This window comes from Alteribacter salitolerans (genome assembly GCF_016901055.1).
In the GTDB taxonomy this organism is placed as follows: domain Bacteria; phylum Bacillota; class Bacilli; order Bacillales; family Salisediminibacteriaceae; genus Alteribacter; species Alteribacter keqinensis.
The window spans coordinates 497,622-518,698 of the sequence record NZ_JAFEUX010000001.1 but is presented as its reverse complement, the minus strand read 5'-3'; the positions used below and the strand labels follow the sequence as shown (position 1 = coordinate 518,698).

Here is a 21,077-nt window from a genome sequence, read left to right as displayed (position 1 = left end):
CCCCTCTTTTGTTACGATAGTGTAGGAGGTGGAAAGATGGGTTCACAACACGATAGACTTCATACCCTTACAAATCAGGTACTTGAATTAAATGCTGAAGCATTTCAGTCATTTGAACAATATGCCAAACAAAAAGAAAATGCATCCTTTAATGATTACGTTAAACCATTTGCGGATCGTGTAAGGGAAGTGAGTGACGAGTGGCTGCCACTGGCATCACAGTACGTTACAGAAAATAAACCAAAATATATTCATTTGAAACAGATTGAAGCAGCTCACGAGAACATCAATATTACTGCAGTAACGTGTTTTCAGGCTGATACGAAAAAGAAGCGGTTTATCGAGACGAATAAATCAATTCGTTATACGGCAGAAGCGTTAAAAACGGATATTGAAAAAAGAGGCGATTCATAAGGCCGCACTATTCCTTATGAGTCGCCTTTTTACGCATTGTGCAAGCTGATATTTTCTTATCAAAAACGTAACGGGTGATTTTCCCGTATATGCACGTATAGAGCCAAGCCATTGCCGGTATGCTTTGGCACCTTTAAAACACCCTCATTTTTATTTCATAGGGCGGGTTAAAGGTCATTGTTGACCTTAAACAATGTTGATTGCAGCGAATCCTCGACACTTCTGCGGGAGCTATGAACGTTTACTTACGAATCAGCTTCGGGTTGCTTCGACACAGAAAGCTGCGTATAACTGGCAGAGTAAGAAACAGGGGTTCTGTTTGTGCAACGAAACGCCTCTACGGAAGGGAGTACGATGAGCGTAAATTAACACCTGAGTTTAACAGAGCTATTTCAAAAACTGCAACGTAGCACTGGGCTGTTTTTTTCGCTATACTTGACACTGGAACTGAAAGAAAAGAGAAAGAGGGACGTTATTTTGCAAAAAAGGTTTATTACACTGACTCTCACATTAATCTTAATTGGTTTGATTGCAGCCTGTGACGACCCGGAGTGGTCTGAATCAAATGAGGAAACAGCTCTTAAGGTAGAGGAATTTATGGGATCTTTTAAAGACGCCTGGTATGAAAGCCTGACCAGTCAGTCCTTTCGTCCAATTGAAGAATACCTTTATCCAAATTCACAGTTTTTCCATATGAAAAGAAGAATACATCAGCAGTATTCTACACAGAGGGTCATCGAGGAGACGGTACGTTTGGATATTTCAGAGGTTGAAGAGACTGAAGATGGAGAGATACGCGTTACTGTTGAGGAAGAAATTGAGCAATCTGGCGCGCAGACGGGAGTGGAAGAGAGAATCCGCACCTATTACCTTCATCCATACCAGGACACGTACCGCGTTACATCGATGGAACGGCATAGTGAAGAATAAGAAAGAGGTTGACCCAAAAGGTAAAAACCACCTTTTGAGTCAACCTCGAAGCCATTGTAATTTATTTTATTCTTTTGAAACGGCCTCTGAAGCACGGAAAGAACGATTCCCACGGCTACTTTTGGATTGCAGAGTTGCCCTCTTTAACATGTCTGTGAGGAAGCTGCCATCTATACTGAACGCTAAGCATTCGGAGAGTAACAATTGCAAAAGCCAGCAAAAGCAGCTGCCAAGTGGTGGCTGCAATTCCAAGACCAATAACAAGCCCCCCGAGAATTGCCCATAAAACATAGATGTCACTTCTGAATACGAGTGGTTTTCTCCCGGCAAGTATATCCCGGATAATACCACCTCCGGTTCCTGTCAGAACAGCTGCAACGATGATTGCACTTAACGGAAGCTCCATCCCTTTTGCGAACAGAGCCCCTTGAATGGCGAATGCTGCCAATCCGATTGCATCAAAAAACATTCCCCATTTCAGCCATTTATTTATCCAGATAGGTGTTATAAAGGCGAAGGTCATAACAATAAGGGCTATCGTAAACAGGGTTCCCTGTTCCCACAGAGCAGTAACAGGCAGCCCGATAAGCAGGTTGCGGACCGCGCCGCCCCCAAATGCAGTAACAAGCCCCAATATATAAATCCCCATAATGTCATAATCTTCTTCCATTGCTACGATTACGCCACTCAGAGCAAAAGCAATTGTACCGATTACGTTAAATAAATCCCATGTCAAATCGTTTCATCCTTTCTGTCCTAAAATAAAGTATCACGTTTATCAACATGTGCCAAGCAATTTTTATTCTGTCGGATAAAACGAATGGGAAGGAAAAATAATAGGTACAAGACAGAAGGCAGAGGAGCAGAAAAAATGACGAATTATAATCAGATGGACCAATTCATTACAGAAATAAGAACAGTGATGGAAGAAGCGGAAACCCAGCTTGATAACTCCAGAAGAGTAAATCCCGGTGATCCGGCAGATTTTGCAGATGCCCAGAGGCACCTTCAGGAAGTTCACCTTGAACTCGAGAAGATGATCAGAAGTGCAAACCCTGAGCAGCGTGATCAGCTGATAAGGGTAGAACAGCAGATCCATCAATTACAAAACAGGATGATACTGGGAATGTAGGGAATAAGATTGTTTTCGCAAAAAGGAAGTAACAGCATAAGTAACGGGACTTCATCAAAACTGCGAGAGCAAAGGGTACATTAAAGTTTCAGTAAATACGAAAAACAAAGAGGCGACTGATAAGGTATAAATTGCCACCTTATGAGTCGCCTCTTTTTCATTGATGTAACCTTAGCAGATGTAGGCTGAACCCACGATTACAAGGAGAATGAAAAGCACAACAATCAGTGCAAACCCATTGTAGTATCCAGACATGAAACAACCCCTCCTTTGTTTCATTAGTTAGGTGTTCATTTACAACATATGTATAAGAGACAAAAGTGTATAGGCTGGTTACCTCCATTGTGTAAAGAGGAAGTTCCATAGCCATCAAGTTAAGGTGTGGCTCTATTTTCAAAAGCTGAAGGTTTCAGATGTTGCCGGAATGTCCTTCGCTTTCCGTGGTGGTCCGGTGAGCCTCCTCACTTCGTTGCGGGGTCTCACCTTGGCCCCGACTACCACAGGAGTCTCGGCCATTCCGGCTGCATCCTCTTTCATGTTCAACCTAAAAAGCGTATATCATGAGGTGGCTTAATGTTTTTCACATGCGGGTATTCTCCGTTTACAAAAATTGTTTCTACACCTGATCTTTATTCTATTTATTCATTCGTTGGCAGATTGAATTGATGTTTAAAACATGTAAATCAGATTATGAAATTCATAAGGTGAAAAACAACAAAAAAGGAGCGCTTTGAATGTCACCTGTATGGCCAACTCATCGCTCTTTTAATCTCCAGTATGATTACATTTGAGGGGCGTAGTGCGTTGTTTGAGAGGGAAGAGATTGAAATCAGTCAGATGAAATGCATGAAAGAGTTTCGTGAAAGTGCAGAAGAGTTCTTTCGACCATGTACATCACCAAATGATGCGATTCACAGTCGATGTAGAAAGTGTAAAAAGAAGATAAGAGAAACACCAATTCCTTGTTCAAAAAATCTTCCGAAAGGAAGCTTCCATGTGTGAATGTAGGAGGGTTCCTAAGGATTCCGTAAAGAAAAAGAGAAGAAGCCGCCAAGTTTTGCTTAACTTGACGGCTATGGAGGAAGTTCTTTTATCTGCACTGTATCTAAAGGTACTGTTATAATAAAAGAAAACAGAGGAGGAGTTTTATGCGCGCACTGATTGTCATTGATTATACTTATGATTTCGTGGCAGACGAGGGCCGCCTGACGTGCGGCAGGCCCGGACAGTCCATAGAAAACAGAATCACATCGTTAACCGAACAATACCTCACAAACGGGGATCTCGTTGTCATGGCAGTTGATGTACATGATGAAAATGATACTTTACATCCTGAAAATAAACTTTTCCCGCCTCATAACATTAGAGGGACAAAAGGGAGAAAATTATACGGACAACTGGGTGAAATGTATGACAGGCTTATTAAAAACGAGAACCATAATCTTATGTGGATGGATAAAACGAGGTACAGTGCTTTTACCGGAACCGATCTTGATTTAAAGCTGGGCGAAAGAGCCATAAAAGAAGTACATCTCGCCGGTGTATGTACCGATATTTGTGTTCTCCATACTGCGGTGGACGCTTATAACAAAGGTTTTCGCATTGTCATCCATCAGGATGCTGTACAAAGCTTTAATCAGGCGGGGCACGAATGGGCTCTCGGTCATTTTAAAAATGTACTCGGTGCAGAGGTACTTGAAAATTCACAACCGGTAAACGAATAAGGAGGAGGCTGGGACAGAAGTGTTTTAATCAACGAGAATCCGAACAAATAACATGCGGTGCAAATAAATCGCTCCTGAAATATACTCCGCTTTCCGCGGAAAGCGGGTGAGCCTCCTCGTGCTGCGCACTGCGGGGTCTCACCTTTGCTTTTCATTCCGCAGGAGTCTACGTATATTTCATCCGCTATGTTCGCGTATTGTTCGGATTCTCAGCTAAACACTTTCTTTATGTCCCAGCCTCCTTCTTTAAATGATTTGGTGTTTAACAAAATTTGTCGTCACTTTTCGGGTTTTTGAGTCCAAACAAAGGACGGATAAACAATGCAACGTAGGTACCCAGCATAGCAAAGATCATCCATACCCAGCCGTGAACGCTGAATGAAGCAATACCCCCGAAGTAAGCACCGATGTTACAGCCGAATGCCAGTCTTGCACCATATCCCATTAAAAGTCCGCCTGTAATGGAGGCCATAGCAAGCTTAAATGGAATTTTCTTTGCAAAGCTGAACATCCCTCCCGCGGCAGCAGCCATAAAGGCACCGGCCATTACCCCAAAGTTCATCACGCTGGTGGAATCATGGAAGACCGACTGCTCAAGCTGTTGTGCGTTTTCACCTGACCAGTAACCCCACTGTGTCACATCAATACCGATAAGCTGAGCTGCTTTTGATCCCCAAAGAGCAAAGGCACCTGTAATACCCCAAGGCTGGCCTCGTACCATAAGTGTAAGGGCATTGAAAAGTGCAAGAACAATAGCTGCAACCCAGATCGGCCATGCGCCGCGGATGATACGTTTCCAGCCGCTGGTGGTTGGAAGGACCGCCATTGAAGGGGGACGGCGTTTTTTCCTGACAACATAAGTGAGGAAAATAATACCTCCAAATATAATCATCTGCAGAATCCATGCACCAAGATAGCCGAGTCCTGTATCTTCGGCAAGGCTGATGGGAGCAAGAGTTGGCATATCTTCCGTCCAGAATGCAAAATGCCATGCACCGATAACAGAGCCGACAATAAAACTAATGAGTACGAGAATCATGGAAGATCGTCCGCCGCCGATCGAGTAAAGTGTACCGGAAGCACATCCGTTTCCAAGTTGCATCCCGATTCCAAATAGAAACGATCCCACAATTACACTTGTACCAACAGGGGACACGAACCCTTGAGGATCCGCCCCGAAAAATCCGATACCAAAATGAAGAATTGGAGCAAACAGTGTTATAGCTACAGCGAGCATAAGCATATGAGCACGAAGAGCCTGACCGTTACCGACAGCCATAAACCGCCTGAATGCTGAAGTGAATCCGAAACGTGCGTGAAATAATGTGTAGCCGAATATCAGGCCAAAGGTTAACAAGATTACCATATCAACCCCTGAGACCATATAACTCACGAGAGCGAGTAGTACAAACGCTCCGGCGCCAAGAACAAAATTTCCTTTTTGCATAGGGGGCAAAGGGGTTGTTAACGGTGTTTCTGTTGAAGATTTATAATTTACATTACTCACTTAATCACCTCGTTATTAATCCCTATAAGTACTATCGGGATTGTAGTCTTTTTGTATAATAACGTATGATGAACGCTTTGTAAAACCTTATGCGTTAAATGGAAAATGTATCATACTTGTTGTTTTTCTTTTAAGGCGGATCGTTCCGGAGCTGGCAATGACCAGTCTTGATCCTCTCCTAATAAATATTAACTGTGATAAAGAAAAAAGATTTCTATAAAGTAATGGTTAAATCATGGTCAAAACGGGAAAACAAATCAAAGGAGGCGTTACATATGGAAGATTTGAGAATGATAAAAAGAAAACTAAAAGACTTTACCCACCAGGGCTCGGAAGTGAAAAATGAATTCAGAAGACTGGATGATGAAAGTAAGCGTGAATTCCTGAGAGGGTATGAAAATGAACAGGATTTTGAGTCACTGATCAATTCTCTCATGAACTGGATGGATGAGCAGGCGAAAAGATAGATTGGAGAAGGGTGTAGGAACTGTGTTCCTGGAAAGACACCCTTCTTTTCTTTTGTTAAAATGGTGAAAAGAAGACAGAGGAGTGGTGATTAAATGAAGTTTATTGATATTACACAGACACTTAGAGAAAATATGAACGTCTGGCCTGGAGACACTGCGTTCAGCTACGAACCAATGCTGGAAACGAAAAAAGGTGACAGTGTAAACGTAGGCAGAATCACCATGAGTTCACATACAGGAACCCACATTGATGCTCCTTTTCACGTGAATGGAGAGGAAAAAACCATGGATGAACTTTCATTGGATCTGTTTACCGGAGAGGCCATGGTCATTGAACTTGACAATATAAAGACAATCGATTCGTCGTACATAGAGTCCATCCCTTTAAATGGGGTAAAAAAAGTTCTCTTCAAAACAACTTCACGTCCGGGCGGTCATTCTTACGAGGACTACCCTGAAGTAGCTCCGGCGTTGGCTGACTTTCTGAAACAAGCAGGAGTTCACATGATCGGGGTAGACTTTCCTTCAGTTGACCCCCTTACGTCAAAAGAATTGAAGGCTCATCATGCCTTGAACAAGGCAGGTATTATCATTTTAGAGGGTCTTGATCTGAGTCAGGCTGATCAGGGGAGATATGAATTATTTTGCTTCCCTCTGAAACTTAAGCATGGGGACGGGAGTCCGGTTAGAGCTGTACTAAAGCAGCTTCGTTAAAGGTTGGTGTTAATACTGGACCGGTCAATAAAGAAAGGCAGGAGAATTAAGGTTGATTGAATGCAGTAATGAAGAGGATTTAATCAAAGGGATTGAACAAAATAAAGCTATCGTTTACTTTTATACACCTATGTGCGGCACGTGTGCTCTTGCAAACCGGTTTCTTGAAATGACAGAGCCCCTTGTAGAGGAAAACATTACGATTTACAAAAGCAACATTGCCTTCTTTCCAACCATTTCAAGAGCATTTAAAGTGGAGAGCGTTCCATGTGCTGTTTTTATAGAAGATGGAAAACCAGTAGAAAAAATGTATGCATTTCAATCGGTTACAAATGTGTATGAGCAGATCCGGTTGTTCTCAAATAGGAGGGATACATCATGAAAGCACCTGAACTAAATGTATATAACCCCGAGACAAACGACGCAATTACATTAAAGGATTATGAGGGAAAAGCTTTACTCCTGACATTCTGGGTGTCCTGGTGTCCAGACTCAAAGCGGGACTTCCCAAACAAAGAGCAGTTATACAAAGCCATGGAAACCAAAGAGCTTGATCTGCTCATGGTGAATGTAAAAGGGAGGGAAGGTGAACCTGATGCAGGTATGCGTTATTATGAAGAGAACGGCTTTACGGTTCCTATGGGGGTTGATAATGGAACGAAAACCTATGATTCATACAGGTGTATGAGTGTTCCAACGACCTTTCTATTGAATAAAAATCATGAGATTGCAGCCAGCTTTAATGACAAAGCAACGTTTCAGGATATATTAACGAGTCTCAGCAGAGTACTTTAATAACGAAGGCTCATAGCTTGGGCCTTTACATGCTCTGTGATAGGATTTAAAGAGGATGAATTTGAGAGGAGTGGACACATATGAGAATTAAGGATATTGAACCTACACCCAGCCCGAATACAATGAAACTGACTCTTACAGAATCATTGCCACAGGGGAAGAGTAACAATTATACACCTAAGAATATCGAAGGCGCCCCTCAGTTTGTTAAGGAACTTTTTGAAATTGAAGGCGTAAAGGGGGTTTATCATGTTGCCGACTTTATCGCGGTTGAACGAAACGGGAAAGTAGACTGGCAGCTGATTCTTCCAAAAGTGAGGGAAGTTTTCGGGGAAGAGGGGCAGGTTACCGGCGGACAGGAAATGCAGCTCGATGAACATTTCGGGGAAGTCAGCGTTGCAGTACAGATGTTTAAAGGCATTCCAATGCAGGTGAAAGCAACGGCCGGGGATGAAGAAGTACGGGAAGGTTTGCCGGAAGCATTTCAAACAGCGGTTGCTGATGCTCAGCTGCCGGATGACAACGTTGTGTTTCAGCGTAAGTGGGCTGAGCAAAAACCCCGCTATGGTGATGTAAAAGAAGTGGCGAAGGAAGTTGTGGAGGAACTCGAAGCGGCTTACACGGATGCCAGGCTCGAGAAGCTTGTAAAGGCTGCTAAAAATCCAACTCCGGCAGGCACGGTGAAAAAGAAAGAGTGGATTACGGTTACTCCTGAGATGATGGACGAGCCTGACTGGAGAAAACGGTTTGAATACTTTGAGCAGATGAATCCAACGATTGACGATCTTCCGGTAATTGAGAAAGCGTTGGACGATGAAAAAGCATCCATAAGAAGACTGGCAGCGGTGTATCTTGGAATGATTGAAGATGAGAAGGTACTTCCACTGCTGGAAAAAGCGCTTCAGGATAAGTCTGTAACAGTTAGACGAACTGCAGGGGACTGCATGTCGGATATTGGCAGTGCAAAAGCCATTCCGGCAATGATCGAATCTCTTAAAGATAAGAATAAGCTCGTTCGCTGGCGTGCTGCCATGTTTCTATATGAAGTAGGAGACGAGCGTGCTATCGAAGTATTAAAAGACGCACAGGAAGACCCGGAATTTGAAGTAAGCATGCAGGTGAAACTTGCACTTGCCCGTATAGAAGGCGGGGAGGAAGCAAAAGGATCTGTCTGGAAACAGATGACAGACACGATTCAAAAAGGTTAATTTTTTCTGTTGCAATGAGCACACCTCTGCCGGCTCTGTTAAGCCTCGCCGGCAGCGGGCTGTGGCATTGCTTTTTTGATGCATATTCACTTGAACGTGCAAAAAAGCTTATGATAGGATAGAATTGGTAAATCATCCGTATGTAAAGGAGCATGACAATGACAAGACAGGAACTGATTACAGAACTGGAAGAAAAAAAATACACAGAAATTCTGGAACTAATTGAAGATGCGGAAAAGGGCCGCATTGATGAACTGGAACTTGCCGAATCACTCGGTCTTTTGTACGACACAAGGCTGAATGATGCAGTCATTGCTTATCTTAAAGAGCAAGGCGTAGAGATCATCTACGTAAATGAAGATACGCCGTTGGAAGAGGAGTAGGGCCATTGAACGAATACGAACCAAGGACTGTTCCGGATCAGAAGATTGCACCAGGTGCTCTTACGGTATGGCGTATTGCCTCGCTGATTGAGCTATTATTGTTTGCCCTTGTTCCATTCGCTTACTGGTGGCTGTCTGCTACATTTGCCTTTTTACCGTTTTGGATTATCTTTCTCATTATAGGAGCATGGGTATTGTACGGTGTGTTCAATGTTATTCTGCTGCCCAAATGGCAGTGGAAACGCTGGCGGTACAAGATATATGAAAATGAAATTGAATTGTTGTATGGTGTACTCGTTATCAGAAGAGTTATCATTCCGATGATCCGGGTGCAGCACGTGGATACTGAGCAAGGGCCGCTCCTTAGAAAGTATGGACTTTCTTCGGTTAAAATTTCGACAGCAGCAACTGTTCATGAGATCCCGGCTCTTGAGGAATCAAAAGCTGACGATGTACGGGACCACATTGCCCGCCTTGCAAGGGAAGCGGATCCAGATGAGTGATTTTAAAAGACAGCACCCCATTTCAATTTTTGTTTCCTTTTTCGGTAATCTTAAGCAGATGATCATTACGTTGATTGTCTTGTTTTTTTTCGGTTCATCCCAGACCCGTGGACCATGGTTTTATTTCCTCGTGCTGGGGGCTTTGCTCGTCTTTTCGTTTTTATCGGGATTTTTGCACTGGCTTACATTCCGTTACCGCCTCGATGAACAGGAATTGCATATCCGCCAAGGCCTCATATTTCGTAAAAAACGCTATATCCATCAGGACAGAGTACAAAGCATTGATTTAAATGCCAAGCTGATTCAGCGGATGTTTAACCTCGTGGAAGTCAGGATTGAAACGGCAGGCGGGGGAGATGAACCGGAATTTCGGATTATTGCTTTAAATAAAGAAGAAGCGAATGATATCCGAAATGAATTGTTGTACGGAAAGAAAAAACGTGAAACCGAAGCCCCTGATTCAGATGGAAATTCGATTCTGTCTGAAGAGGAGATTGACCAGGAAACCGTCAGCAAAGAACCTGACTATACGTGGAAATTATCCACAAAGCGTTTGATTACTGCTGCTTTGACCTCCAGCGGAATAGGAGTAGCCGCAACTTTTGTAGCGGCGTTGTTTTCACAGGTTCAGCAGTTTATACCGGAAACCTGGTATGAAACAGCCATTGGGTTTGTCGTTGAATCATCTGTCTTGTTTATTCTGTCATTTTTGATTCTTGTTCTGGTTATTGCATGGCTGATAAGAATTGTGAGTACGGTATTAAAATACGGAAACTTCAGTATTGAAAAGACAGGAAATGACATTGTGATTGCAAGAGGACTTCTGGAGAGAAGGCAGTTAACACTGAACAGACGAAGAATTACAGCTGTCAGGCTCGTTCAGAATGTCCTGAGACAACCGTTTGGGTATACCTCTGTATACGTTGAGAGTGCAGGGGGAGGAACGAAGGATGAAGATCTTTCAACCATTTTAATTCCATTGTGTAAAGAAACAGAGGTCAAAGCGCACCTGGAAAAAATTGTGCCCGATTTTGCTTTTGAAAGACCACTGACGGGCCTTCCTAAAAAAAGCATGAAAAGGTACATGGTCCGCCTCACAGTTCCGGCAGTGATTGCGGCTTCAGCCATTACGTACTTTTTTGATTATGGTGCCTACAGTTTTGCTGCTATTATTGTGGCCCTTTTAATGGGATACTGGCAGTATAAAGACGCGGGCATTGGTGTAAACGAACGCTTTCTGTGGATGCGGATGAGAAAGTTTGCAAGAACTACCGTAATCGTACCTAAAAAACGAATTCAGACCGTAGAAGTAACAAGCAATCCACTTCAGCGCCTCAATCAGCTGACTACACTTGAAGTATCTATTCTTACGAGTATTATGGGAAAGACATTCTCCTTAAGACATCTTTCTGAACAGCAGTCCATGAATTACTATATGTGGTATTCGTATGAACACTCAACCAAATATAATGAAGAAACAAAAAGTTAAATAGGAGCGTTAATATTATAAGGGTTCAGCCCCTTCGCTTTTCGCGGAGGTGCCGGCGAGCCTCCAACAACCGCCATGAGTCCTCCGAACATTCCGGCTGCATCTCTTCTCATTTACAAAATAAGCAGGTTAAAAACAGGAAGTGAGAAGCGCATCCTTAAGTATGTGTAAGTGGCTCTTAGCCATTCCTTTCCTAAAGATTGGGAGACGACACCAGCAGAACATCCTGCTGGTTGCTTCTACGCATACGCTTCGAAGGTTATGCCAGTAGAGGAATAAGCAGGAATAACCCGTGGTAAGTCTGCCTGGAGCGTTCTGGTAAAATGCAAAACGTTGCTAATGCATTCTAACTGATAGGAACGAAAAATTATGGGGATATACCGCAGGCATGAGTCAAAAACAGCGCAAAAAAAGAGATGACGATACAGGGCCGGTTGAGCCTTTCGTCATCTTTTTTTGATGTTAAATCAGTCCTTGGAAAGCTGTGTAGCATAGGTTGTGATTAACCGTTCACCAGTATCTGATGTAAATTCAAACCGGTCGTAAGCGATGTCCGGTTCTTCCTCAAGAATGTCACGTTCATAATGGTGCTGGACCATATACTGGTGTTTTTCTGTTGAGTAGGAGATAAAATTAACACCTTTAAATGACGCCTCTTCGACAGTGCTCAATAGCTGAATAAGAAGGGAGTTATGGCAGTAAACACTGTTTTCATGGAAAATACCGAGCTTTCTAAGCCCACGCTCCAATGCGTGGAGAGCCGGTTTATCAAGCTCATTAATAAGAATCCGGTAAGGATCAAATTGGGATTTATTCAGTCTCAGGCGATCGCCGTGTGACAGATCCACCTGTTTTCCGTTTTCCAGTTCAAAGGTTGGACCTGAAATGTTATGTGCCCGTTTCCACTTATCTTTAACCTTGATCTCAAATTCAAAAGGACAGCCGTCGAGAGAAAGAGCTTCTTGTTTCTCTTCGTCGTATACATAATAGTGGCGTGCTTTTTTCACAAGACTGTAGTATACGAAAACGTCTCTGTAAAGGAGATGATCGGCTTTTCTGCGCTTTAATTCCTGGTGAATCATGGCAAGGACAGATTCGTTGTTTTCTTTTTGATCATCTACTTCGTTCCACATACCTGCCAGCGCGTAATTTACAGACTCCTTGTAAGAGTGTGGAAAGTCCTGTTTTAAAGGCGATATTTTGTTTCCGGTACAAAAAACTTTCTCTCCTTCAGAATACAAAGGGGAAGGGAGTTGATCCGACTCGATGTTAATCTCGGGATAGAGCAAAATACCGGATATTTTTACAATGCCACTCCATATTTTCTTAGGTTTGGTTTCAATTTGTTCCAAAAGACCTACATATCGTCCATTTTTACCTTCGTTAATAATCACATGCTTTCCAGCATAAGATCTGGCTGTTTGTCGATCCATGTTCATCCCCACTTTAAAGAGTATATTTCCATTATTTTGGATGGACCTTATTCACTCCATTATAATATACTTTTGTCGTAAAAAAAAACAACCTGAGTATGGATTACTGTCTGCTTTTCCGCTTGTAATAGTCGAGAATACCCATAGAACCAATGAGTAAATCAAGTTCTATAGATTTATATGCCTCATCCGGTATATCATCAGTGAAATTCTGTAAATACTCTTTAACCTTACTGAATAGAGCGTCTTTCAGCTGTTCATGAGTACCGTCCTGAAGGAAGTGCTCATGCCCTGTTTCCATAAATAAAGGCAGCCAGTATGTGATCTGACTGTACACTGCACCGGGGTCTTCTCCGAGTCCGAAGTGACCAAAAGCAATCCGCCGTGGTCCCACCTTTTGAACAAGCTCCATGGATGCAAGCATACAGTCGGGGTCGAACTGATTGGGGGATGTTGAGGGAAGAACAAGTTCAATTCCGGTTCTTTTTAAGGAAGGGTAAATGACGCCAAGTGTGTCCCCGGAAAAAAATATTCCACTCTTTTCATCAAATATACCAATATGATGGTTTGCGTGACCTGGGGTTTCAAAAAATGTAAGGGCTGCATCTCTCCCGATTGAAAGTGTTGAATTGTGCCGTGCAACCTTAATCACATCCGGGTCCACTGGAAGTACAGGATCAAATAAACGGTCAAATTCATCTTTATAAACCATCTTGGCACCCTGGATAAGCCGTCGTGGTTCACAGAGGTGACGCGCCCCCTTTTTGTGAACGTAAACAGTAGCATATGGACATTCCTGAAGTAAAAGACCTAATCCGCCGGAGTGATCCAGGTGAATATGAGTAACAATAATATTTTTTATGTCTTTTGACTCAAACCCGAGGTGAGAAAGTCCTTCTTTAATAAACGGGACAGACAGCGACGGTCCTGTTTCTATCAGTGTCAGATCCCTCTCGGCTAGTACATAAGAACCGGTCCTTTCTGCCATACCTAAATCGAAGCCGTCAATAAGATATCGATCTTTGTCGAGTGTTAGAATGTGTTGTAACAAGGATTTACCTCCTTTCCTTTAATTGGGTGTAGCTATATTTTAATTCTTCGTAATATAACTGTAAACCGCGTATTACTGAAATGTAATTGATAGTTAGGTCGAAGGTCCACTGAATTTGTAAAAAAAACTCGTTAAGATATGAAAATGACCCCTAAAAATAATCTGGAATGGTCGAATACATATGAATACGCACAAGCGAGGTGCTAGTGGTGCTTAAGCGCTTAACGATTGATACAAATAAACCTTTCGATATAAACGAGACAGTAATGGAAATTCAGCGCGGTAACGTCAGACTGGAAAATGATTTGATTGAACAGTATATTCCCTTTATAAGAAAAACAACCGCCAAAGTCTGTAAGAGGTATATTAATACATCTGAAGATGATGAGTATTCGATTGCCCTCATTGCTTTTAACGAAGCCATACATCAATATTCCCCTGATAAAGGAAGTTCCTTTCTTTCGTTTGCAAGTCTTGTAATCAGAAGAAGGGTGATTGATTTTATCAGGCAGGAACAGCGGCGAAAAATACCCCTGTCTATTGATTACCACGATGATGATAATGAAAACATGGAGAATGTTGCTGAAATTCATGCGTCATTCCACGAATATCATGAAAAACAGGAGAGAGAGTACCGAAGAGAGGAAATCCTCCACCTTAATGAGCAGTTAAAAGCTTTTAAGATTTCCCTGTCCGATGTAGCGAAGCAATGCCCGAAGCATCAGGATGCACGTGAGAACATGGTCAAGATTGCGAAAACCGTAGTTGAAATGGAAGGATTACGATCAACTTTGATGACGAAAAAGCGTCTGCCCATCAAAGAACTCACTAAACATATTACAATGAGCCGGAAAACAATAGAGAGAAACCGGAAATATATTATAGCGGTATCCCTTGTTTTAATGGAGGATTATCGTTATTTAAAGGATTATCTTAAGGAGTGGTTAGGGTGAAAAAAGGGGTCGTCATGGAGAAGCATAAACGATTCATGATCGTTTTAACGAAAGAAGGAGAGTTCGTTAAAGCTAAACGGTCAGCTGGTGCCAGAATAGGTGAAGAAGTGCCCTATAAACCGGCGAATACGTTTCTTGTTTCGATGCTTTATGAACATAAATCCATGACACTGCCTGTGGCGGCTGTTTTGTGCTTTATCGTCTTTTTTGCACTGCCTTTCCCGGATGATGAAAGAGCATATGGTGTCGTTGCTTTTGATATTAATCCCAGTATCGGAATCACCCTTGACCGGAAATACGAAGTTGTTGATTTGATTTATTATAATGAAGACGGGAAAAAAATACTGGGCGAACTGCACCCCGGGGATTATATAGGGGAATCCTTTGACATAGCAGCGTATCTAATTTTAAAAGAGAGCAAAGCTCATGGATACCTGGAGGAAGAAAATAGTATATACATATCCACCTCTACTGTGTTTTACGAAGACCAGAAGTGGCTTGCCAGATACGAAGGCTGGACCACATCCATAAAAGAAGAATACTCCATAAATATTATCTCTTTACTGATTGATCAGTCTACCTTGGAAGAAGCGAAAGCGAGAGCTGTTTCACCAGGGAAGATTGCCTTGTCCCATACATACGATTTTGAGCTGGCCGAGGTCGAGGAGCTGAGAAGTTTTTCAATGAGTCAGCTCGTATCCGAAGCAGGCCCGGAAATGTCAGATATACTTCACAGCGGTTCCGGTGAACAGGACATGGATGAAGTCACCCTCTCTTCAAAACAGGAACAGGAAGAAGAAAGTCCTTCATCTGTAACGGAGAACGCTGAAGAGAACAAAGAAGCAGGATCTGGATCATCTCAGGTCTCTAACACTGAAAGCGATATTGATGAGGAAGCACCGGTAGATAATATAACCGACGAAGACTCTGAGCCGGAAGAAAAACCTGCTGATTATAAAGACGAAAAAAAACAGACTAAGAAGAGTAACGAAAAGAAAGATAAAGATAAAGAAGAGAAAAAAGAAAAAAATGAGAAAAAAGGTCATTCTGAAAAAAATGACACTCCCGGTAAGGGGAAGAAACAAGAAGGTAACGCACAACGGGGAAAAGGGTGCTCTCCTCCTGGTTTAGCAGACAAAGAGGAGGGACACCCCTCCGGTAATGGCAGGAAGAACTGTGATTCCCCGGATAAATAACGTATATTAAAACACATAAAGATAATCAAACGGTACGATAATTAAATAAAGCTGCTCAAAGGTTGATACTTTGAGCAGCTTTTTTCATTTATTTTCATCATAACGCATTTTATTGACTCTGAGCAGATGATTCAGTCTTTCCATCCGGTTGTGGTCAAGTGAGGACGCAATTTTGCCTACGAACCGGTTCATTTTTTCAAGTGCGCGAATGACATCCTCTTCCATTTCCTTCTTCTGGGAGGGGGTCAAGCTTTGGTAAGTGTCAAGGAGGTCGGGGATTTCTTTTATGAGCATCCGCTTGAGCTGGTGGCGCTCTTCTACATCAAGAAGGTTAAACTCTTCAAGACACCGTTTCAAACTGGCGCTGACATTTGAAAAAACAGATGTAATTGAATTGTTCAGGTTTGCGTAACGCCTTTCAAGCTGCTTTAATTCCGCATTCAGCGTACTTTTCTCATCCGGTTCGTTATGATGAGCTCTTTGAAGCTCGACGGTTTCCTCACTCTCGCTTTGAGGAAGGAGGTTCTGGCCGGACAAGGAGCTGTCAAGCATATGAAGGTGAGTAAATACAGGTCTGAACAATGGGTGATGCTTTACATTTCGTACGATGTTACGACCGTCTGTATGAAAGTAGATGGTAGCATCTATGCATTTGCCGAGCCCTTTTTCTGCTTTGACTGATTTTCTGTAAATTGTAATATAAATGCGTTTTTTTATTAAAGCCTGGGAACGCTTGGTATCGTGCATTTCAAGGTGAAGCTTCTTCGGTTTGATTTTCACTTTCAGCAGGAACCCTTTGATTTTACGTTTAAATGTTTTATTGAGCCTCGGAAGTTCCGACAGGGAAGCCAGATCGGAAAGGAACTCCTCAGTTTCGTGAACCATGAGGCTGGTAGCATCTTCCTCAATCCTGGGCTCGTGCAACGGTTTCATATAGTTTGGCAGAAAGGGCTGTATCCATTCCTGATGGAGAAGCTTTTCTTTGAAGGTCATTAGTTTCACCTGCCTGTATCCCCAACTGAAATCGGGGCGTTAATTTAAGAGCTTCTTTTCCATTTTTGTATTCAGTTCATCCATCTCTGTGATGAACTGTTTACTCGATTCGATAATCCGTTCGTTTGACTGCTCGGTCATTTCAATCGCTGCATATACATCCTCGTAAGCCTTTTTGAATGTTTCAATTGCAACAGACGGTTTTTCGAGGGTTTTAAGGGTTTCTTCTGTATTGGATTTCAAGAGCGATGCGTTCGATAGAAGCATTGCTTCCGTTGATTCATTTACATTTTGAACCGCATCAATGACCTTTTTCTGATTCCCGAGTGCAAGCTGAATGGAAGCTGTAACGGTGACGATGTTTTTCGTCATGGTAATAGCGTTAAATATAGCTTCTTCGAGTTTTTCGTTATTCTCGGCAATAATATCAACAGAAGCAAGAGACTGCTGAAGAACAAGTACAGCCTGCTGCATGTTTTTAACGCGGGAGAGGACTTTCTGCTGTCCTTTTTGTATCGGGACCGGATCGTTTTGCCATTCTTCTTTTTTCATCTCTTCTTCAAGCATTATGTTAAGCTCTTTCCCCATGACGATCTGTTCTTCAAGAGAAGCCATCCGCTCTTTCGCTACAACCTTAAGTTGCTGAAGCATTACAGTATCTTCCTGAAGCTTATCTTTACCGTGGAGAAGTGCTTCAATGATCGTTTCTACCTCTGATTCAATTGTTTGGTACTTTTTCGCGTACTTATCTAGAGGGCTTTTACGGACGATTTTATTTACGAGTTTTTCCCATTTTCCTTGTTTTAAGTAATTTGGTTCCAGGTCCGCAACTACTTCTTTCAGCTTGGTCAGCTGTTCCGGCAGCTCATGATTCGGGTCGTTCATCATGTCGCTTACCGGTCTTTTCAGTGCTTCGAGAGATTCACCGGCCTTTTCCTGCTCTTCTGTTCCAATTCTGCCGATCGTTTCAAGAATTTTTTCAAGATTGCCTTCTGACCGGATCTGTTCTATAACTGTTTTGGCGTTTTCATCTTTTTTGAGTTCGTTTTTCTTTTCTGACATATAATGACCTCCTGAGTCGTGCTCGTATACAAACTTCTTGATTTATTTACGGTTTTACATGGTATAAGGTTCCGATTCTTTTGGATTGATTATATAACGGCAAATTCAATGTGGGCAACATATTCGTTTCTATTTTTCTCATACCCTGATCCCTTTATGGTTATGTACTATATTGCCCCTTACTTTACCAAGAGCCGGTTTAAAGCTAAGATGATAATTAAGTATACATCATAGAAAAAGAGGGTGCACCTATGTGAGAACGGCTGCTTCAGCAAAAAAGATAACAGTGGAAACCATCGGGCTTGACGCAGTTCCGAAGCATTTAAGGACCACCGGGGCATTAGATTACGTAAGAATAAAGACTGCTGTGGCTGTAAACGCAGGAAATTTCCTTGTGCCTGCTATGGCGGTACTTGAAGGTGGACTGAACTTTTATGCTGCTGTTCTGTCTACTGTTCTTGGGGCTTGCCTGGCATTTTTATTTGTATCACTTCTGGCTCTTCCCGGCGCTCGTTATGGTCTTCCAGCACAGTTTGTCATCCGGTCCATGATCGGAACGAAAGGTTCAATGTACATAGCCTCGCCCATTCGTACACTCACCTCATTATACTGGTTCGGCGTACAGACTATCGGTGGTACCTATATATTAAAGGAGATGCTGTCCAGAAGTTTCGGTCTGGAAGTACCTTTCCTGTGGCTTTCCATTCCTTTGGCTCTAATAATGGCTTATCTCGCCTTGGTAGGTTTTGAAGCGTTGAAAAATCTTTCGAAATTTGTCCTGCCTCTTCTGTTTCTCTCGGCGATTGTCATGGCCTGTTTGTACCTGACAGGAGACTACGGAGGGAGGTCAGCAAAGGATATCGTAAACGGCAGCGGCAACTGGTCTGCCTCTGTGATGATATTATTCGGAAGTCTCGCTTTCGTGCAGTATGTATCGGGAGCAGGTACTTCTTCAGACGTATCCCGCTATGGAAGAACACCGAAACACGCCTTTTACGGAATCTTCTTTGGAAATAGTCTGGGCTTTTTACTCACAGCCCTTCTGGGAGCATTTACTGCCACAGTGGCAGGTGACTGGAATCCGTTTGTTGTTTCAACCCGGATGACCGATTCCTTTTTTCTCATTGCCTTGATTTTTACAGCAGCTTTCATGTCGATGATTACGATAAACCTGAATAATGCCTATACCGGTGGCTACAGCCTGTTAAACAGTTTTCCTAAGCTTGGAAGGATGAAAAGTGCGGTCATATTCGGCGCACTCGGGGTTATCGTAAGTGGTTTTCCGATTATTGCAGACCGGGCTGAACAGTTCATTTCTCTCCTGGGTACCGTTATCATTCCTTTAACTGCAGTATTTATCGCAGATTACTTGGTTGTAAAAAAGGGAAGGTTATCCAAAGAGGCAATCAACAATCTTGCGGCTGGAGTGTATTCTCTGAATGTGCCCGCTGCGTGGGCTGTGGGGGCAGGGGTGATCATTTATCTTTTGGTGCCCGGCGGGCTTTCCCCAAGCTTTATTACGTTTTTTGTCACACCACTCATTTATCTGGCCATCCTTCAGCGTAAAGGATGGAACAAGAAGGTGAAAAAATGTGCCTGATTGGAATCTCCATGAAAAAGAATACTAAATTTCCTTTCATTCTTGCTGCCAACAGGGATGAATTTTATGCCAGGCCCACAGAGTCCCTTCATCGCTGGGAGGGATACCCTGTTGTTTATGCTGGAAAAGACCTTAAAAAAGGCGGTACTTGGCTGGGTGTCTCTGAAACCGGCTGTCTGGGTGCTCTTACCAATGTCCGTGAACGGCAGGAAAGGGAGGCGCGGCATTCAAGAGGCGAGCTGATTGTCAATTTTTTAAGGAGAAAAGACACCGATGCATGCACCTTCGTAAAGCAGGTGAGTAAAGACGGGGGGCTGTACGATGGCTTCAATCTTCTGGTTGGCACACCTGACACACTTTGCTATGGGTCTAACAGGGTAAACGGCATAAAGGTACTTGAAAGTGGTATCTATGGGTTGAGTAATGCCGCATTGGATACGAGCTGGCCTAAAGTAGAAGCGGTAAAGGATGCCATGGACCGTGTGAGCGCCTGCGAAGATCAGGAAGAATTGCTTAATATGCTGTTTTCAGAGTTGGCTGCAGCTGAGCCTTTCCCTTCTGAGCTGCTTCCCGATACGGGATTTGGGGAGAAATTAGAACGGATGCTGTCTCCCGTTTTCATTTCTTCAGAAGACTATGGAACCCGCTGCTCTACCATTATTATCATGAACAGGAACAGAGAACTTACAATCGTTGAACGGCGCTATCATAATAAAAAGACCAGCGACACAAAATTTGCACTGGCTGTCCCGTAAAAAGCATGCCTATTGGCTATCGTAACGCAAGTATGGTATACAGTAAGATATAGACCATGACGTATATGACAGGAGTTAACGGATATGACAAAAAAGCAGGTAATGTTAATTTCGGGATTAGGGATCTTCTGTATGGGAATCTGGGGTCTTTTGATCGTTTCTGTCGTGCCGCAATCTGATCATCTTGTTATGAATGAGCAGCCTGTAAAAGTGGAAGGGCAAAAACGGGCTTCCCTTACATACATATCAGAAAGCCGGGGAGCAGAGGATATTTACATCGGAACAACCCCCGGAGCAGACCCGGTCGAGCGTATTGCAATGGAACCGGTAACCTGGGATAAAGAAGCGATTAATCTCGGTGCCGGGATTTCAATAGAAGTGGTTCTTGATTCCTTGTTTGCCAGCCGGAGTTTTGACGATTAGGTGAAGATGAAACAGTTTTACTCTACCTATAGTAAAATAACAAAAAACACTTTATAATAGAGTAGAAAATACACCGAGAATAAACATAATAAGCTTTCTTAAAGGAGGGTTACTTTCATGGGTTTTCAAAATATCGGTATCCCCGGTTTGATTTTAATATTGGTTATTGCCCTTGTTATCTTCGGTCCCAAGAAGCTTCCTGAAATCGGAAGAGCAATGGGGCAGACATTAAAGGAATTTAAAGCTTCTGCAAAAGATCTTACGAATGATGACGATGATCGTTCGTCTAAAAAGCAAAACACAAACGATACAAACCAGGGTCGTTAAAGCACTGAATAACGGATA

The 21,077-nt window shown here is 42.8% G+C and carries 25 protein-coding genes; 18 read left to right on the top strand and 7 right to left on the bottom strand.

The features are described 5' to 3' along the window. Window positions 1-36 precede the first annotated feature (36 nt). A complete protein-coding gene (locus JSY36_RS02435) occupies window positions 37-414 on the top strand; it encodes a YppE family protein (protein ID WP_205165090.1) in 378 nt (125 codons plus the stop codon). 477 nt (window positions 415-891) lie between these two features. Next, complete coding sequence (locus JSY36_RS02430; protein WP_205165089.1) at window positions 892-1,344, top strand: TcaA NTF2-like domain-containing protein; 453 nt, start codon at window positions 892-894, stop codon at window positions 1,342-1,344. Between the two features lie 115 nt (window positions 1,345-1,459). Here the strand turns inward: JSY36_RS02430 and JSY36_RS02425 are convergent, their stop codons facing one another. Next, window positions 1,460-2,080: a trimeric intracellular cation channel family protein gene (locus JSY36_RS02425; protein WP_122896712.1), complete on the bottom strand. Its 621-nt coding sequence runs from the start codon at window positions 2,078-2,080 to the stop codon at window positions 1,460-1,462. A gap of 135 nt (window positions 2,081-2,215) precedes the next feature. Between JSY36_RS02425 and JSY36_RS02420 the strand changes: the two genes are divergently transcribed. Beyond that, complete coding sequence (locus tag JSY36_RS02420) at window positions 2,216-2,476, top strand: DUF2524 family protein (RefSeq protein ID WP_183163702.1); 261 nt, start codon at window positions 2,216-2,218, stop codon at window positions 2,474-2,476. A 171-nt stretch (window positions 2,477-2,647) separates the two neighbouring features. Here the strand turns inward: JSY36_RS02420 and JSY36_RS02415 are convergent, their stop codons facing one another. Then, the gene (locus JSY36_RS02415; protein WP_035186236.1) at window positions 2,648-2,731 is read right to left on the bottom strand and encodes a YjcZ family sporulation protein; all 84 of its coding nucleotides are present in this window, start codon (window positions 2,729-2,731) and stop codon (window positions 2,648-2,650) included. Window positions 2,732-3,624: 893 nt separating this feature from the next. Here JSY36_RS02415 and JSY36_RS02410 point away from each other — a divergent pair. Then, window positions 3,625-4,200 (top strand): cysteine hydrolase family protein, encoded by a 576-nt coding sequence (locus JSY36_RS02410; RefSeq protein ID WP_122896715.1) that lies wholly within the window; start codon window positions 3,625-3,627, stop codon window positions 4,198-4,200. Window positions 4,201-4,462: 262 nt separating this feature from the next. Here the strand turns inward: JSY36_RS02410 and JSY36_RS02405 are convergent, their stop codons facing one another. Then, the gene (locus JSY36_RS02405) at window positions 4,463-5,647 is read right to left on the bottom strand and encodes a YeeE/YedE family protein (RefSeq protein ID WP_205165202.1); all 1,185 of its coding nucleotides are present in this window, start codon (window positions 5,645-5,647) and stop codon (window positions 4,463-4,465) included. 335 nt (window positions 5,648-5,982) lie between these two features. Between JSY36_RS02405 and JSY36_RS02400 the strand changes: the two genes are divergently transcribed. The 8 genes from JSY36_RS02400 (at window position 5,983) to JSY36_RS02365 (ending at window position 11,266) form a co-directional block, all read left to right on the top strand. Beyond that, window positions 5,983-6,174 (top strand): hypothetical protein, encoded by a 192-nt coding sequence (locus JSY36_RS02400; RefSeq protein WP_205165088.1) that lies wholly within the window; start codon window positions 5,983-5,985, stop codon window positions 6,172-6,174. Between the two features lie 93 nt (window positions 6,175-6,267). Continuing rightward, window positions 6,268-6,888: a cyclase family protein gene (locus JSY36_RS02395; protein WP_205165087.1), complete on the top strand. Its 621-nt coding sequence runs from the start codon at window positions 6,268-6,270 to the stop codon at window positions 6,886-6,888. Between the two features lie 52 nt (window positions 6,889-6,940). After that, window positions 6,941-7,270: a thioredoxin family protein gene (locus JSY36_RS02390; protein WP_236784399.1), complete on the top strand. Its 330-nt coding sequence runs from the start codon at window positions 6,941-6,943 to the stop codon at window positions 7,268-7,270. Further along, entirely contained in the window at window positions 7,267-7,683 is a 417-nt protein-coding gene (locus tag JSY36_RS02385; RefSeq protein ID WP_205165086.1) for a TlpA disulfide reductase family protein, read from the top strand. Before JSY36_RS02390 ends, JSY36_RS02385 begins: the two co-directional genes overlap by 4 nt. 80 nt (window positions 7,684-7,763) lie before the next feature. Then, window positions 7,764-8,891, top strand: a complete 1,128-nt coding sequence (locus tag JSY36_RS02380; protein ID WP_205165085.1) for a conserved virulence factor C family protein — start codon at window positions 7,764-7,766, stop codon at window positions 8,889-8,891. Between the two features lie 158 nt (window positions 8,892-9,049). Next, a complete protein-coding gene (locus tag JSY36_RS02375; protein ID WP_122896721.1) occupies window positions 9,050-9,274 on the top strand; it encodes a hypothetical protein in 225 nt (74 codons plus the stop codon). 5 nt (window positions 9,275-9,279) lie between these two features. Then, window positions 9,280-9,777 carry a PH domain-containing protein gene (locus JSY36_RS02370; RefSeq protein WP_205165084.1) on the top strand — a complete coding sequence of 166 codons (498 nt, stop codon included), beginning with the start codon at window positions 9,280-9,282 and terminating at the stop codon, window positions 9,775-9,777. After that, window positions 9,770-11,266 (top strand): PH domain-containing protein, encoded by a 1,497-nt coding sequence (locus tag JSY36_RS02365; protein ID WP_205165083.1) that lies wholly within the window; start codon window positions 9,770-9,772, stop codon window positions 11,264-11,266. Before JSY36_RS02370 ends, JSY36_RS02365 begins: the two co-directional genes overlap by 8 nt. 467 nt (window positions 11,267-11,733) lie before the next feature. Here JSY36_RS02365 and JSY36_RS02360 read toward each other — a convergent pair whose 3' ends face one another. Together JSY36_RS02360 and JSY36_RS02355 are read right to left on the bottom strand one after the other, a co-directional pair. Continuing rightward, window positions 11,734-12,699 (bottom strand): DUF2777 family protein, encoded by a 966-nt coding sequence (locus JSY36_RS02360; RefSeq protein WP_205165082.1) that lies wholly within the window; start codon window positions 12,697-12,699, stop codon window positions 11,734-11,736. 103 nt (window positions 12,700-12,802) lie between these two features. After that, window positions 12,803-13,750 carry an MBL fold metallo-hydrolase gene (locus JSY36_RS02355; RefSeq protein WP_236784397.1) on the bottom strand — a complete coding sequence of 316 codons (948 nt, stop codon included), beginning with the start codon at window positions 13,748-13,750 and terminating at the stop codon, window positions 12,803-12,805. A 266-nt stretch (window positions 13,751-14,016) separates the two neighbouring features. On the opposite strand from JSY36_RS02355, the gene sigI reads away from it, so the two are divergent. Further along, window positions 14,017-14,703 (top strand): RNA polymerase sigma-I factor, encoded by a 687-nt coding sequence (sigI, locus tag JSY36_RS02350; protein ID WP_205165199.1) that lies wholly within the window; start codon window positions 14,017-14,019, stop codon window positions 14,701-14,703. Then, window positions 14,700-15,899 (top strand): anti-sigma-I factor RsgI family protein, encoded by a 1,200-nt coding sequence (locus JSY36_RS02345; RefSeq protein WP_205165081.1) that lies wholly within the window; start codon window positions 14,700-14,702, stop codon window positions 15,897-15,899. Before sigI ends, JSY36_RS02345 begins: the two co-directional genes overlap by 4 nt. 84 nt (window positions 15,900-15,983) lie before the next feature. On the opposite strand, the gene JSY36_RS02340 is transcribed toward JSY36_RS02345, so the two are convergent. Next, entirely contained in the window at window positions 15,984-16,892 is a 909-nt protein-coding gene (locus JSY36_RS02340; RefSeq protein WP_205165080.1) for a hypothetical protein, read from the bottom strand. A gap of 39 nt (window positions 16,893-16,931) precedes the next feature. Further along, on the bottom strand, window positions 16,932-17,954 hold the full coding sequence (locus JSY36_RS02335) for a toxic anion resistance protein (protein WP_122896727.1): 1,023 nt from the start codon (window positions 17,952-17,954) through the stop codon (window positions 16,932-16,934). A 253-nt stretch (window positions 17,955-18,207) separates the two neighbouring features. Between JSY36_RS02335 and JSY36_RS02330 the strand changes: the two genes are divergently transcribed. From JSY36_RS02330 to JSY36_RS02315, 4 genes are all read left to right on the top strand, one after another. Continuing rightward, complete coding sequence (locus JSY36_RS02330) at window positions 18,208-19,554, top strand: cytosine permease (RefSeq protein WP_205165079.1); 1,347 nt, start codon at window positions 18,208-18,210, stop codon at window positions 19,552-19,554. Beyond that, window positions 19,545-20,309, top strand: a complete 765-nt coding sequence (locus JSY36_RS02325; RefSeq protein WP_205165078.1) for an NRDE family protein — start codon at window positions 19,545-19,547, stop codon at window positions 20,307-20,309. The genes JSY36_RS02330 and JSY36_RS02325 overlap by 10 nt, the downstream gene beginning before the upstream one ends. A gap of 84 nt (window positions 20,310-20,393) precedes the next feature. Further along, window positions 20,394-20,732, top strand: coding sequence for a hypothetical protein (locus JSY36_RS02320; RefSeq protein WP_205165077.1), 339 nt, complete (start codon window positions 20,394-20,396; stop codon window positions 20,730-20,732). 117 nt (window positions 20,733-20,849) lie between these two features. After that, window positions 20,850-21,059 carry a twin-arginine translocase TatA/TatE family subunit gene (locus JSY36_RS02315; RefSeq protein ID WP_122896731.1) on the top strand — a complete coding sequence of 70 codons (210 nt, stop codon included), beginning with the start codon at window positions 20,850-20,852 and terminating at the stop codon, window positions 21,057-21,059. The last annotated feature ends 18 nt before the right edge of the window (window positions 21,060-21,077 follow it).

What these genes read in the sequence shown, in the direction of transcription:
- JSY36_RS02435 (WP_205165090.1), top strand. Translation starts at nt 37, where the DNA reads ATGGGTTCACAACACGATAGACTTCATACCCTTACAAATCAGGTACTT.
- JSY36_RS02420 (WP_183163702.1), top strand. Translation starts at nt 2,216, where the DNA reads ATGACGAATTATAATCAGATGGACCAATTCATTACAGAAATAAGAACA.
- JSY36_RS02415 (WP_035186236.1), bottom strand. Translation starts at nt 2,731, where the DNA reads ATGTCTGGATACTACAATGGGTTTGCACTGATTGTTGTGCTTTTCATT.
- JSY36_RS02410 (WP_122896715.1), top strand. Translation starts at nt 3,625, where the DNA reads ATGCGCGCACTGATTGTCATTGATTATACTTATGATTTCGTGGCAGAC.
- JSY36_RS02405 (WP_205165202.1), bottom strand. Translation starts at nt 5,647, where the DNA reads ATGCAAAAAGGAAATTTTGTTCTTGGCGCCGGAGCGTTTGTACTACTC.
- JSY36_RS02400 (WP_205165088.1), top strand. Translation starts at nt 5,983, where the DNA reads ATGGAAGATTTGAGAATGATAAAAAGAAAACTAAAAGACTTTACCCAC.
- JSY36_RS02395 (WP_205165087.1), top strand. Translation starts at nt 6,268, where the DNA reads ATGAAGTTTATTGATATTACACAGACACTTAGAGAAAATATGAACGTC.
- JSY36_RS02385 (WP_205165086.1), top strand. Translation starts at nt 7,267, where the DNA reads ATGAAAGCACCTGAACTAAATGTATATAACCCCGAGACAAACGACGCA.
- JSY36_RS02380 (WP_205165085.1), top strand. Translation starts at nt 7,764, where the DNA reads ATGAGAATTAAGGATATTGAACCTACACCCAGCCCGAATACAATGAAA.
- JSY36_RS02375 (WP_122896721.1), top strand. Translation starts at nt 9,050, where the DNA reads ATGACAAGACAGGAACTGATTACAGAACTGGAAGAAAAAAAATACACA.
- JSY36_RS02365 (WP_205165083.1), top strand. Translation starts at nt 9,770, where the DNA reads ATGAGTGATTTTAAAAGACAGCACCCCATTTCAATTTTTGTTTCCTTT.
- JSY36_RS02360 (WP_205165082.1), bottom strand. Translation starts at nt 12,699, where the DNA reads ATGGATCGACAAACAGCCAGATCTTATGCTGGAAAGCATGTGATTATT.
- sigI (WP_205165199.1), top strand. Translation starts at nt 14,017, where the DNA reads ATGGAAATTCAGCGCGGTAACGTCAGACTGGAAAATGATTTGATTGAA.
- JSY36_RS02340 (WP_205165080.1), bottom strand. Translation starts at nt 16,892, where the DNA reads ATGACCTTCAAAGAAAAGCTTCTCCATCAGGAATGGATACAGCCCTTT.
- JSY36_RS02335 (WP_122896727.1), bottom strand. Translation starts at nt 17,954, where the DNA reads ATGTCAGAAAAGAAAAACGAACTCAAAAAAGATGAAAACGCCAAAACA.
- JSY36_RS02325 (WP_205165078.1), top strand. Translation starts at nt 19,545, where the DNA reads ATGTGCCTGATTGGAATCTCCATGAAAAAGAATACTAAATTTCCTTTC.
- JSY36_RS02320 (WP_205165077.1), top strand. Translation starts at nt 20,394, where the DNA reads ATGACAAAAAAGCAGGTAATGTTAATTTCGGGATTAGGGATCTTCTGT.
- JSY36_RS02315 (WP_122896731.1), top strand. Translation starts at nt 20,850, where the DNA reads ATGGGTTTTCAAAATATCGGTATCCCCGGTTTGATTTTAATATTGGTT.